15 protein-coding genes are annotated in these 12,287 nt (G+C 66.9%); 4 read left to right on the plus strand and 11 right to left on the minus strand.

What is annotated here, in order from left to right; all coding sequences use genetic code 11:
- Position 1: 1 nt before the first annotated feature.
- Genes LE197_RS02355 through LE197_RS02370 form a run of 4 tightly spaced genes read right to left on the minus strand, consistent with a single transcriptional unit; the run spans position 2 to position 3,544 of the window.
- Positions 2-799, minus strand: a complete 798-nt coding sequence (locus tag LE197_RS02355) for an ABC transporter permease (protein ID WP_033975454.1) — start codon at positions 797-799, stop codon at positions 2-4.
- A complete protein-coding gene (locus tag LE197_RS02360; RefSeq protein ID WP_003091588.1) occupies positions 786-1,625 on the minus strand; it encodes an ABC transporter permease in 840 nt (279 codons plus the stop codon). Before LE197_RS02360 ends, LE197_RS02355 begins: the two co-directional genes overlap by 14 nt.
- Entirely contained in the window at positions 1,622-2,431 is an 810-nt protein-coding gene (locus LE197_RS02365) for an alkaline phosphatase family protein (protein ID WP_226033854.1), read from the minus strand. The genes LE197_RS02360 and LE197_RS02365 overlap by 4 nt, the downstream gene beginning before the upstream one ends.
- Positions 2,432-2,485: 54 nt before the next feature.
- A complete protein-coding gene (locus LE197_RS02370) occupies positions 2,486-3,544 on the minus strand; it encodes an ABC transporter substrate-binding protein (RefSeq protein WP_033975452.1) in 1,059 nt (352 codons plus the stop codon).
- Positions 3,545-3,907: 363 nt separating this feature from the next.
- Between LE197_RS02370 and LE197_RS02375 the strand changes: the two genes are divergently transcribed.
- The gene (locus LE197_RS02375; protein WP_057388481.1) at positions 3,908-4,624 is read left to right on the plus strand and encodes a UTRA domain-containing protein; all 717 of its coding nucleotides are present in this window, start codon (positions 3,908-3,910) and stop codon (positions 4,622-4,624) included.
- Positions 4,625-4,689: 65 nt separating this feature from the next.
- A complete protein-coding gene (locus LE197_RS02380; RefSeq protein WP_039027963.1) occupies positions 4,690-5,241 on the plus strand; it encodes a GNAT family N-acetyltransferase in 552 nt (183 codons plus the stop codon).
- A gap of 42 nt (positions 5,242-5,283) precedes the next feature.
- Here LE197_RS02380 and LE197_RS02385 read toward each other — a convergent pair whose 3' ends face one another.
- The 7 genes from LE197_RS02385 to minC all read right to left on the minus strand — a co-directional run bounded on the left by LE197_RS02385 (position 5,284) and on the right by minC (position 9,937).
- Complete coding sequence (locus tag LE197_RS02385; RefSeq protein WP_033971682.1) at positions 5,284-6,573, minus strand: M18 family aminopeptidase; 1,290 nt, start codon at positions 6,571-6,573, stop codon at positions 5,284-5,286.
- 128 nt (positions 6,574-6,701) lie between these two features.
- Complete coding sequence (locus tag LE197_RS37030) at positions 6,702-6,938, minus strand: hypothetical protein (RefSeq protein WP_318840966.1); 237 nt, start codon at positions 6,936-6,938, stop codon at positions 6,702-6,704.
- Positions 6,848-7,279, minus strand: a complete 432-nt coding sequence (locus LE197_RS02390) for a class I SAM-dependent methyltransferase (protein ID WP_318840967.1) — start codon at positions 7,277-7,279, stop codon at positions 6,848-6,850. Before LE197_RS02390 ends, LE197_RS37030 begins: the two co-directional genes overlap by 91 nt.
- Positions 7,279-7,914 (minus strand): RluA family pseudouridine synthase, encoded by a 636-nt coding sequence (locus tag LE197_RS02395; protein ID WP_003091582.1) that lies wholly within the window; start codon positions 7,912-7,914, stop codon positions 7,279-7,281. The genes LE197_RS02390 and LE197_RS02395 overlap by 1 nt, the downstream gene beginning before the upstream one ends.
- A 103-nt stretch (positions 7,915-8,017) precedes the next feature.
- Positions 8,018-8,272: a cell division topological specificity factor MinE gene (minE, locus tag LE197_RS02400; RefSeq protein WP_003091581.1), complete on the minus strand. Its 255-nt coding sequence runs from the start codon at positions 8,270-8,272 to the stop codon at positions 8,018-8,020.
- Complete coding sequence (gene minD, locus LE197_RS02405) at positions 8,269-9,084, minus strand: septum site-determining protein MinD (protein WP_003091579.1); 816 nt, start codon at positions 9,082-9,084, stop codon at positions 8,269-8,271. Before minD ends, minE begins: the two co-directional genes overlap by 4 nt.
- Before the next feature lie 61 nt (positions 9,085-9,145).
- Entirely contained in the window at positions 9,146-9,937 is a 792-nt protein-coding gene (gene minC, locus LE197_RS02410; protein WP_033971678.1) for a septum site-determining protein MinC, read from the minus strand.
- 159 nt (positions 9,938-10,096) lie between these two features.
- Here minC and LE197_RS02415 point away from each other — a divergent pair, with 159 nt between their 5' ends.
- Complete coding sequence (locus tag LE197_RS02415; protein ID WP_033971676.1) at positions 10,097-11,035, plus strand: lipid A biosynthesis lauroyl acyltransferase; 939 nt, start codon at positions 10,097-10,099, stop codon at positions 11,033-11,035.
- A 67-nt stretch (positions 11,036-11,102) separates the two neighbouring features.
- Positions 11,103-12,272, plus strand: a complete 1,170-nt coding sequence (locus LE197_RS02420) for a patatin-like phospholipase family protein (protein WP_003091575.1) — start codon at positions 11,103-11,105, stop codon at positions 12,270-12,272.
- Positions 12,273-12,287 lie beyond the last annotated feature (15 nt).

Genomic DNA, 12,287 nt, shown 5'->3' on the forward strand with positions numbered 1-12,287 from the left:
ATCAGGCCTTGTCCTTGTTCAGTCGGTTGGCCGCCCAGGTCAGGACCAGGACGAACATGAAGTAGGAGACCACCACTGCGCTGGTGTAGTGGCCGCTGCTGTTGCGCATGTTGTTGAGGAACACCTGCAGGGTCTCGTAGCGGGTACCGACCAGCAGGTTGGCGAAGACGAATTCGCCGATGAGGAAGGAGAACGACAGCAGCAGGGCCACCATCACGCCCTTGCGCAGGTTCGGCAGCACGACCAGCAGCGCCGCCTTCCAGGTGCTGGCGCCGAGCAGGTGGGCGGCGTCCATCAGGTCGCGCAGGTTGATCGCCTGCAGGTTGTTGGTGATCGCCCGGTACATGAACGGCAGGGCGATGGTGAAGTAGCAGCCGACCAGCACCCAGGGCGTGCCGATCATTTCCAGCGGCCCGCTGGCATAGAGTTGCAGCAGGCCCACCGAGGAGACGATCGGCGGCACCGCGAAGGGCAGCAGGATGAGCACGTTCATCACGCCGTCGAGGCGCGGGAAGTGGTAGTGGATGACGAACATCAGCGGCAGGATCAGCAACACGCTGAACGCCAGGGCGCCGAAGCAGACCAGCAGCGAGCGGGCGAAGGCCAGCAGGAAGCGCTGGTCGCTCCACAGCGTCAGGTACCACTTCAGGGTCAGGCCGTCCGGCAGCAGGGTCGCCGACCACTGGGTGGCCAGCGAGTAGAGCAGGGTCGCCGCCAGCGGCAGGACCAGGATCAGGAACAGCGCGCAGACCACCAGGCGATGGTAGAGCGCGGCAGGACGTCGATCAGCGCGCGACATGGTAGCTCCTGCGCAGCAGCCATTGGTGGACCAGGGTGATCAGGGTCATCAGGCCGACCAGCACCATGGCCAGGGCGCTGGCCATGTTCGGGTCGGGGAACACGTCGCCGGCGACCAGCGCGCCGATGCGGATCGGGATCACGTTGAAGTTGCCGGTGGTCAGCGAGTAGACAGTGGCGTAGGCGCCGAGGGCGTTGGCCAGGAGGATGACGAAGGTGCCCAGCAGCGCCGGGGTCAGCACCGGGATGCCGATGTGCCGCCAGTACTGCCAGCCGTTGGCGCCGAGCAGCGCGGCGGACTCGCGCCAGTCCTCGCGCAGGGCATCGAAGGCCGGGTAGAGCAGCATCACCCCGAGGGGAATCTGGAAATAGGTGTAGAGGATTATCAGGCCGGTCTTCGAGTAGAGATTGAAGTCGTCGATCCAGCCGGCCTGCTTGAGCAGCAGGGTCAGCGCGCCGTTGAAGCCGAGCAGGATGATGAAGGCGAACGCCAGCGGTACCCCGGCGAAGTTGCTGGTCATGTTGGAGAAGGCCATGACGAAGTCGCGCAGGCGGCTGTCGACGTGGCGCAGCGAATGGCTGCCGAGCACCGCGATGAGCAGGCCGAGCAGGCTCGACCAGCCGGCGATCTCCAGGCTGTGGCGGATCGCCTGGCGGTAGAAGGGCGAGCCGAACAGTTCGAGGTAGTTGGCCAGGCTCCAGGCGTCGCTGGCCTTCAGGCTGTTCAGCGCGACCCAGGCCAGCGGCGCTATCTGGAAAATCACGAAGAACGCCGCGAAGGGCAGTAGGAACAGCAGCGCCAGCCATTTGCCGGAGAGTCGTTTCATGGGGCGAGCAGCTCCCGGCAGACGGGTTTGTCGTGGGCGGCGCCGAGGATTTCGCAGAGCGTGCCGCAGAGGTCGGTCTGCAGCGGTTGCGCCAGGTCGTCGCGACTGAAGGCGTCGCCGAAGACGAACAGCGGCACCTCGCGCTCCTCCTCGAGGATGCCGCCGTGGCTGCGGTCCTCGTTCATCCCGTGATCGGCGGTGATCGCCACCTGGTAGCCGGCCGCCAACCACTGGTGCAGGTATTCCGACAGCAGTGCGTCGGCGCGCCGCGCGGCGTTGCGGTAGGCGGGGCTGGCGAGGCCGTGCCTGTGCCCGGCGTCGTCGATGTTCATCGAGTGGACCAGCATGACGTTCGGTGCGTGCCGGCGGCGCAGGCTTTCCGCGTCGGCGAACAGGTGCGAGTCCGGATAGTGGTCGCTCCAGTAGAAGTGTCCGCGCTGGATCGGCAGTGCGCTGTCGTCGGTGTGGCGGTCGCGGGCCGGGTCGAACGGCGCGCGGTTGTACAGTTCGCTGACCCAGTGGTAGGCCGCTGCCGCGGTACTCAGGCCGGCCGCGCGGGCGTAGTGGAACAGGCTCTGTTCCTGGCTCAGGCGGACTACGTCGTTGTGCAGGATGCCGCTATCGATTGGCGGCAGTCCGGTGAGGATGCATTCGTAGAGCGGCCGGGACAGCGAAGGCAACTCGCATTCCAGGCGGTACGACTGGCCGCGGCCGGCGCCGCAGAGGGCCTGGAGATGCCCCATGCAGTCGCGGGCGACGCTGTGGTTGAGGCCGTCCAGCAGGACGAGGATGACGTCTTGGCGCATTCGGGGTATCCGTCGATGCGGGGCGGCCGCCGGCGAGGACGGCCGCGCTCCGCGTCACTGCATGTTGATGATCACCGCTTCCTGCCACTGGCGCGGCAGGCGCTTGGAGGTTTCTTCCCAGGCCTTGGCGTCCTTGATCGGCTGGGCCTTGGCGTATTGCTCGTTGGGCAGCAGTTGAGCCTTTACGTCGTCCGGCAGGGTCAGGCTCTCGGCGCGGATCGGGCGCGCGTTGCCCCTGGCCAGATTGATCTGCCCGGCGTCGCTGAAGATGTACTCGCGGGCGAGCTTGGCGGCGTTCGGATGCTTGGCGTACTTGTTGATGATGGTGGTGTAGCCGGATATCACCGAGCCGTCCGAGGGGATCAACACCTCGAAGCGCTCCGGGTCGATCTGCTGGCGGTAGCTGAGGCCGTTGAAGTCCCAGACGATGCCGACTTCGACCTCGCCCTTTTCCAGGGTGGCGATCACCGGGTTGGTCAGCGACAGGCGGCCCTGCTTGGCGATCTTGCCGAAGAACTCCAGGCCCGGCTTGATGTTCTTCTCGTCGCCACCGTTGGCGATGGCCGCGGCGAGCACCCCATTGACCGCCTGGGCGGCAGCGCTGACGTCGCCGATGGTGACCTTGTACTTGCCTTGCAGCAGGTCGGCCCAGCTGTGCGGTACGTCCTTCACCAGTTGTTTGTTGACGATGAAGGCGATGGTCCCGGTGTAGGCGAGCGCCCAGTGGCCGTCCTGGTCCTTGGCCCAGGCCGGGATCTGTTCCCAGGTGCTCGGCTTGTACGGCTGGCTGACGCCCTGCTGCACGGCGATGGGGCCGAAGGCGGCGCCGACGTCGCCGATGTCGGCGCTGGCGTTGTCCTTCTCGGCCTTGAACTTGGCCAGCTCCTGGGCCGAACTCATGTCGGTATCCATGTGCTTGAGCCCATACTTGCTCTCAAGGTCCTTCCAGGTGTCCTTCCAGTTCGCCCAACTGTCGGGCATGCCGACGCTGTTGACCTGGCCTTCCTTGCGCGCGGCCTGTTCCAGCGCCTGCAGGTCCGCTTCGGCGGCCAACGCCAGGCCGCTGCCGAGGGCGATGGCGGTTCCCAGCAATGAAGCAAGCATGCGTTTCATTCGGTGCTCCTTCGTTCGAGAGGTTCGGGCGGGCAGCCTCGGGAGTTCTCGACGCTCCTTCGGGCGGGGCTGCCGCGGGTGTGGTCTAGATCAGCAAGACCCAGGCCAATCTAGAGCCGCTGGATGACGGTTTCATGTCAGCTAGCCGCGCCTGGCATCGCCGCGGCTTGCATCCGCAGAAGCGTAGACCATGCTTAAGCCCTCGATTCCATGGGCGCCGGGCGCCTCCGGGAAGACTGCTGTCTTGTGCCTGTCACGTCACGGTCATCTGGGTTTCCTAGCATCGGACGAGCCGGAGGCGCAGGGCGGGCCGATGGAAGTGCCCCTGATTGGGGCTGGACTAGACCAATAAGGAAGCAGTCGATGCGTGACGAAGCGCTACCCACCGTAACGGCGATCTGCCGGGCGCTCAGCGAGCAGATCGGCCATGGTCTGCTGCCGGCGGGTGGCAAGCTGCCGGCCGAGCGCAAGCTCAGCGAGCTGTTCGCGACGACCCGGATCACCCTGCGCGAGGCGCTGATCCAACTGGAGTCGCAGGGCCTGATCTACCGCGAGGAGCGCCGCGGCTGGTTCGTCTCCCCCGAGCGGCTGGCCTACAACCCGCTGGTCCGCAGCCACTTCCATGCGATGGTCAGCGAACAGGGCCGGGTGCCGGCGACCGAGGTTCTGTCGGCCCGGCAGATGCCGGCGAGCGCGGCGGTCTGCGAGCTGCTGGAGCTGCCGGCGCTGTCCAGCGTCTACCAGATCCGCCGGGTGCGGCGGGTGGACGGGCGGCTGGTGCTGTATGTCGAGCACTACCTGAACGCGCAGTACTTCCCCGGAATCCTCGGCCACGACCTGACTCGCTCGCTGACCGAACTCTATGCCAGCGAGTACGGCATCCACTATGGGCGGGTACGTTTCGACATGGTGCCCACGGCACTGCATGCCGAGGCCGCGGCGCCGCTGAAGGTGGCGGTGGGCAGCCCGGCCCTGCGCATCAGCCGGATCAACCGCGACCAGCGTGGTCGGCTGATCGACTGCGACCTGGAGTTCTGGCGTCACGACGCCATCCATATCAGCGTCGAAGTACCGCAGTAACGCCACGCGTCGACGACCTGCGGCGTCTTCTGCGAGGATGGGGCTCCGGGAAAAGGAGCCCTCGCATGTTCATACTGCCGATTTCGTCCGACCTGCACCTGGAGCTGCTCGACCAGCCGCGCGCGGAGGAACTGTTCCGCCTGGTGCGTGCCAACAGCGAGCACCTGGCGCCCTGGATGCCGTGGGTGCCGCTGACGCAGAGCGTGGACGATACCCGCCGTTTCATTGGCGAAGGCCAGCGGTTGTGGGCGGAGCGCAGGAGCTGCCGCTGCGGGATCGTCGAATCCGGATGCCTGGTCGGCGTCATCGACCTGCACGACTTCACCGAGGACAGTCGCAGCGCCAGCATCGGCTACTGGCTGGCGGCGTCCGCGCAAGGGCGCGGGCTGCTCGCCAGGGCGCTGGGGAAGACGATCGAGCTGGGTTTCCTTGGCTACGACCGACAGCGCCTGGTGATCCGCTGTTCCACCGAGAACCTGCGCAGCCAGCGCGCCGCCGAGCGCCAGGGCTTCCGGCGCGACGGAGTGATCCGGGCCAACGAGATCATCGCCGGGCGTGCCCGCGACCATGCGATCTACACGCTGTTGCGCAGCGAATGGCACGCTGCGCACGCCTGAGTGGCCCCGGGCGAATGCCCGGGGCGTGAGCGCGGCTGGCGCTCAGGGCAGCTCGCTACTGGCGTAGAAGGCGCCGAGCACCTTGACCAGGTGCGCCAGGTCATGGCTACCGGCCAGTTCGCGAATCGAGTGCATGGCGAAGGTCGGCAGGCCTATGTCGACGGTGCGCACGCCGACCTGGCTGGCGGTGATCGGGCCGATGGTCGAGCCGCATCCCATGTCGCTGCGGGTCACGAAGCTCTGCACCGGCACTTCGCTGTCCTGGCAGAGGTGGCGGAAGAAGCCGGCGGTTTCGCTGTTGGTGGCATAGCGCTGGTTGCTGTTGATCTTGATCACCGGACCGCCGTTCAGCGCCGGGCCATGGTTGGCGTCGTGCTTGTCGGCGTAGTTCGGGTGTACGCCATGGGCGTTGTCGGCCGAGACCAGCAGCGAGCGCTGGATCGCCCGGCTGAAGGCGTCGCCTTCCGGCAGCAGGCGGCGCAGTACCTGTTCGAGGAACGGACCGTCGGCGCCGCAATGCGAACAGGAACCGACTTCCTCGTGGTCGGTGCAGACCAGGATGCAGTTCTCGTCGCCTTCGGCGTTGAGCAGGGCCTCCAGGCCGGCATGGCAGGACAGCAGGTTGTCCAGGCGCGCCCCGGCGATGAACTCGTCGTTGAGGCCTACCACCGCGGCGGACTGGGTGTCGTAGAACGACAGCTCGTAGTCCAGTACCACGTCGGCGGTGATGCCGTGCTCGCGCAGCAGCTGTTCGTCGAGCAGCAGGCGGAAGTCGGCGGCCTCGCCCGGCGCCAGCTGGGCGATGATCGGCGGCAGCTCGTTCTGCGCGTTGATCGGCCAGCCCTCGTTGGCGGCGCGGTTGAGGTGGATGGCCAGGTTGGGGATCACCGCGATGGCCTTGCGGAAGTCGATCAAACGGCTTTCCAGCTTGCCGTTGGCGCGGAAGGTCACGCGTCCGGCCAGCGACAGGTCGCGGTCGAACCAGGGGGCGAAGAGCGCGCCGCCATAGACTTCGACGCCGAGCTGGAGGAAACCGTTGCGGGCGATCTCCGGGTTCGGCTTGACCCGTAGGCAGGGGCTGTCGGTGTGCGCGCCGACCAGGCGGAAGCCATTTTCCAGGGGCGAGCGACGGCCCAGGCGGATGGCGATCAGCGACGAGTCGTTGCGGGTCACGTAGTAGCGGCCACCGGCTTCGGTGTGCCAGGCGTCGCGCTCGTCGAGGCGGCGGTAGCCGGCGGCTTCCAGGCGGCGGGCGAGGCTGGCGGTGGCATGGAAAGGCGTGGGCGAGGCCTTGAGGAAATCGATCAGGCCCTGGTTGAGTTCTGCGCGCATAGTGGCTCCGGACGGCAATCCATGCAGTCTATCGTATTGTCCGACGGGGTTCAGGTCGTTGGCGGCGGGGCCGGCCAGAAAAAGCGGAAGTTGGTCGCGGTATTCCAAGAGGGGATCAACGTTACGGTCTAGTCGCGCCGGCGGGCGACGATGGCGAACAGGTGCCAGTGCTTGTCGCGGCCCAGGGCGGTGCGCCCCTGCCACTCCAGTTCCTCGAATTGCAGTACCTGCCAGTCGCCCAGCAGCGCTTGAGCCTGCTCCCGGCTATGCAGGGTCAGGCCGCGCTCGCGCCACTGGTCGCGCTCGCCGAACAGGTGCCCGGCGAACAGGCCCCGGCGGCCAGCGTGCTTTCGATTTCTCGCCACAGCCGAGAGAAGACGGGCGCTGCGCAGAAGGGCAGGGCGAAGCTGGCGTTGACCAGTTGCGCCGTCGGCAGGACCAGGCTTTCGAAACCGGCCTGCCGGGTTTCCAGGCGTGCCCGGTGGGCTTCCGGAGCCTGATCCCTGAGCAGGCGCAATGCGTCCGCGTCGCGGTCGATGGCCTGAACGGCCCAGCCATTGCGCAGCAGCTCCAGGCTGTCCCGGCCGCTGCCGCAACCGAGGTCCAGCGCCAGCCCCGGTTCGTCCTGCCAGTGGCTCAGGGCCTGCAGCAGGGTTGGGTGGGCGGGAGCCCCGAGGGAGGCGGCGTGGAAACGCGAGTGTTCCATCAGAACGGCGCCGGCGACTCGAAGCGCAGGCGTTCGCCGCTCTGCGGATGGGTCAGGCACAGCAGGCTGGCGTGCAGGCACAGGCGTTCGTGGGCGGCGAGGGCTTCGGGGTTGGCGTAGAGGCGGTCGCCGAGCAGCGGATGGCCGATGGAGAGCATGTGCACGCGCAACTGGTGCGAACGGCCGGTGATCGGCGTCAGCTCGACCCTGCTCCAGCGTTCATGACGCTCGACCACACGCCAGAAGGTCAGGGCGTGGCGGCCGTGCTCGAAGTCCACCACGTGACGCGGCTTGGTCGGCGGGTCGTAGCGCAGCGGCAGTTCGATGCGCCCGCTGTCCAGTTCCGGCAGGCCCCAGCAAAGGGCGGTATAGGCTTTCTCGGTCTCGCGGTCGTGGAACTGGCGGGACAGCTCGCGGTGGCTGTCGGCGTCGCGGGCGAGCACCATCAGGCCGGAGGTTTCCCAGTCCAGGCGGTGGACGATACGGGCCTCGGGATAGCCGTTTTCCTGCAGGCGGGTGACCAGGCAGTCCTTGTTGTCATCGGCGCGGCCGGGCACCGACAGCAGCAGGGTGGGCTTGTCGACCACCAGCAGGGCATCATCCTGGTGAACGATTCGGATCTGGGACAGCGGCATAGCGAACGGGCTCATCGCCGGGAGGCGGCAGGGAGCCTGGCGGGCAGGCTCGGTGAAACGACTGCGGCGGCCAATGGCCGCCGCAGTATGGACCCTGGGCGAATCAACGATCCGGCAGGGTGATGTTGAGTTCCAGGATCGAACAGTTGCCCTGGTTCTCCAGTTCCACCTGGATCTGCTCCTGGTCGATCGGTACGTACTTGCGGATCACTTCCAGCAGGTCTTTCTGCAACTGGGGCAGATAATCCGGCTGTGCGCGCTGGCCACGTTCGTGGGCAACGATGATCTGCAGTCGTTCTTTCGCGATGGAAGCGCTGTTCTGCGATTTCCGACTGCGAAAGAAGTCTAAAAGGCTCATTCACGTCCTCCGAACAGTCTTTGCAGGAATCCTTTCTTCTGCACATCGAGGAATCGATGCGGTATTTCCTTGCCGAGCAGGCGGTCGACCGCATCGCTGTACGCCTGGCCGGCGTCGCTCTGCTCGTCGAGGATCACCGGCACGCCCTGGTTCGACGCCTTGAGCACGGCCTGGGATTCCGGGATCACTCCGAGCAGGCGGATGGCGAGGATCTCCTCGACGTCGTCGACGCCGAGCATCTCGCCCTTGGTGACGCGCTCCGGGTTGTAGCGGGTCAGCAGCAGGTGTTCCTTGATCGGCTCCTCGCCTTTCTCGGCGCGCTGCGACTTGCTTGCCAGCAGGCCGAGCATGCGGTCGGAGTCGCGTACCGAGGAAACCTCGGGGTTGGTCACGACGATCGCTTCGTCGGCGAAGTACATGGCCAGGTGGGCGCCTTTCTCGATGCCCGCCGGGGAGTCGCAGATGATGTATTCGAAGTCCTTGCGCAGCTCGGCCATGACTTTCTCGACGCCTTCCTTGGTCAGGGCGTCCTTGTCGCGGGTCTGGCTGGCGGCCAGGACATGCAGGTTTTCGAGGCGCTTGTCCTTGATCAGGGCCTGGGTGAGGGTGGCCTCGCCGTTGACGACGTTGACGAAGTCGTACACCACGCGGCGTTCGCAGCCCATGATCAGGTCGAGGTTACGCAGGCCGACGTCGAAGTCGACGATGACGGTCTTGAAACCGCGCAAGGCCAGGCCGGTGCCGATAGCTGCGCTGGTGGTGGTTTTACCGACGCCACCCTTACCGGAAGTGACTACGAGAATTTTGGCCAAGGTGATTCACCCCAATGAAAAACGTAAGAATTCTGGTCCCTGAAAGTGGCGGCAGTATCCGTTAAAGGCGGGTGATGTTCAACACGTCACCCGACAGGCTGACGTGCACTGCCTTGCCCCACTGCGGGCTGCGTCGCAGGTCCTCCGCGACCTTGTAGTTACCGGCGATGGAGACCAGTTCGGCGGCCAGCTGCTGGCAGAAGATTCGTGCCGTGGCATCGCCTTTCACGCCGGCCAGTGCGCGTCCGCGCATCGGGCCGTACACATGGATGTTTCCGTCGGCGAGAAGTTCCGCGCCGGGACTGACCGCGGCCAGCACGATCAGGTCGCCGCCGGCGGCGTAGATCTGCATGCCGCCGCGCACCGGGGTCTTCACCACCTTGGTCGGGCGGCTGACGGGGTCGGCGGGCTTTTCTTCCGCCTTGGCCGGCTCGGGCCTGGCTTCACTGGCGCTCGGGCTGGGCTCTTCGGCAGGCTTGCGCGGGGCGCTGTCCTTGATGTCCAGCGGCCGTTCGCGGGCGCCCGAGGGCGGCAGCACCGGCAGGTCCAGGGCCTGGGCGGCGGCGATGTCCTCCTCGCGCCCGGCGCGGATCGCCAGGGTGCGCAGGCCGTGGCGGCGACAGACCTCGAGGAGCGCCGGCAGGTCGAGGCGGCCTTCGCCTTCGGGCAGCTTGTCGAGGGCCATGACCAGGGGGGTGTCGCGGAAGAAGTTGGGCGCTTGCGCCACCTTGTCGGCGAGTTGCCGTTCGAGCCTCGCCAGGTCGTTGTGCGCCAGTTCGAGGATGGTCACCGCGAGCATGCTGCCCTTGAGCTGGAATACGGGGTCTTGGTCGAGGAGGTCGGCTTGGCTCATGGGGCTTGTCGGTCGTTGAATTGCAGGGACTTATAACGAGAACGCCGGATGCCCGCAAGCGTGGCAGATAGCCGGGGCGGCATCGATCGGCAACGCGGCGTCCCGCCGGGACGGCGGGCAGGGTAGAATGGCGGGCTTTGATCGTCGTCGGAACCGTCCATGGATCGCCCCCGTTTCTCCAGCGCTTTTCTCCATCCCCGCTACTGGCCGCTCTGGTTCGGCCTGGGGCTGCTCTGGCTGGTGGTGCAGTTGCCGTATCCCGTCCTGCTGATGCTCGGCCGTGGCCTGGGGGCGCTGATGTATCGCTTGGTCGGCTCGCGCCGCGAGATTGCCGCGCGCAACCTCGAACTGTGCTTTCCGGAAAAGTCGCCCACCGAACGCGAGCGTCTGCTGAAGGAGAACTTCGCCTCCAGTGGCATCGCCTTCTTCGAAATGGCCATGAGCTGGTGGTGGCCGAAGGCGCGCCTGGCCCGTCTTGCCCATATAGAAGGCCTCGAGCATCTGCGCGAGGCCCAGGCGCAGGGCGAGGGGGTGATCCTCATGGCCCTGCATTTCACCACCCTGGAGATCGGCGCGGCGCTGCTCGGCCAGGTGCACACCATCGACGGCATGTACCGTGAGCACGACAACCCGGTATTCGACTACGTCCAGCGCCGTGGCCGCGAGCGGCATAACCTCGATGCCACCGCCATCGAGCGCGAGGACGTGCGCTCGATGCTCAAGGTGCTGCGTGGCGGTCGCGCCATCTGGTACGCACCGGACCAGGACTACGGCGCCAAGCAGAGCCTGTTCGTGCCGCTGTTCGGCATCCCGGCGGCCACCGTCACCGCCACTACCAAGTTCGCTCGCCTGGGCCGGGCGCGGGTGTTGCCGTTCACCCAGAGCCGCCTGGCCGATGGCAGCGGTTACCGCCTGACCATCCACCCGCCGCTGGAGGACTTCCCCGGCGAGAGCGAGGAAGCCGATTGCCTGCGGATCAACCAGTGGGTCGAGTGCTGCGTGCGCCAGCAGCCCGAGCAGTACCTGTGGGCGCACCGGCGTTTCAAGACCCGCCCGCCAGGCGAAGCCAAGCTCTATCCGAAACGGCGCAAGCGCTGAGGACGGGCATTCCGGATGCGCGCGGGGCCTGGCTATACTCGCCGCAGTTCATGACGGAAGCCCCGCTGTGTCCGATCCCCTTGCCCCACGTCCGCCGCTCACCGGCCTGATCCTTTCCGGGGGCGGCGCCCGCGCGGCCTACCAGGTCGGGGTCCTGGCCGCCATCGCCGACCTGCTGCCGGACAGTGCCGGCAATCCTTTCCCGGTCATCGTCGGTACCTCCGCCGGCGCCATCAACGCCGTTGGCCTGGCTTGCGGCGCCCTGCAATTCCGCCAGGCGATCCAGCGCCTGACCGCGGTCTGGCAGGGATTCCGCACCGAACATGTCTATCGCAGCGACTGGCCGGGCGTGACCCGCCAGGCCTCGCGCTTCCTCGGCCATAGCCTGCTCGGTCTGGGGCGGCGGGTGCCGGTGGCGTTGCTGGACAACCGGCCGTTGCATGAGCTGCTGGCACGTGAGCTGGATTTTTCCGGGATTCATGCGGCGGTGCGCCAGCGCCAGTTGCGCGCGGTGGCGGTGACCGCGTTCGGCTACGAGTCGGGGCAGGCGGTGACCTTCTACCAGGGGCGCGCGACCATCGATCCCTGGGTACGCCATCGGCGCCTGGGCATTCCCACCCGCCTGGAGCTTCGGCACCTGCTGGCCAGCGCGGCGATCCCGCTGCTGTTCCCGCCGGTGCGGATCAACCGCGAATACTTCGGCGACGGCGCGGTGCGTTCCCAGGCGCCCATCAGTCCGGCGTTGCACCTGGGTGCCACGCGGGTGCTGGTGATCGGCGTCAGCGGCAACCCGGCCACCGGTGGCGACAGTGCCATGACCGGGCTGCCGCCGTCCGACCGACCGCCGAGCCTGGCGCAGATCGGCGCCCACCTGTTGAACAGCACCTTCATCGACAGCCTGGAAGGCGACATCGAGCAGTTGCAGCGGATGAACCAGATCGGCCAGTTGGTGGCGCCGGAGGTGCGCCGCCAGGCGGGTGGGCTGGAGCCGGTGGAGGTATTGCTGGTGTCGCCGAGCCGGCCGCTGGACGAGATCGCCGCGCGGCACTACCGGGAGCTGTCGCGGGTGCTGCGGCTTTTCCTGCGCGGTCCCGGAGCGACCCGCGCCAGCGGGGCGGGGGTATTGAGCTACCTGTTGTTCGAGCGCGGCTACTGCAGCGAACTGATCGAACTGGGCTACCACGATGCGATGGGCAAGCGGGCGGAGCTGGAGCGCTTCCTGCGGATCGAGCGGTAAACCTTATTCGGAACG

Source organism: Pseudomonas sp. PS1(2021) (assembly GCF_020405165.1).
Lineage (GTDB): Bacteria > Pseudomonadota > Gammaproteobacteria > Pseudomonadales > Pseudomonadaceae > Pseudomonas > Pseudomonas aeruginosa.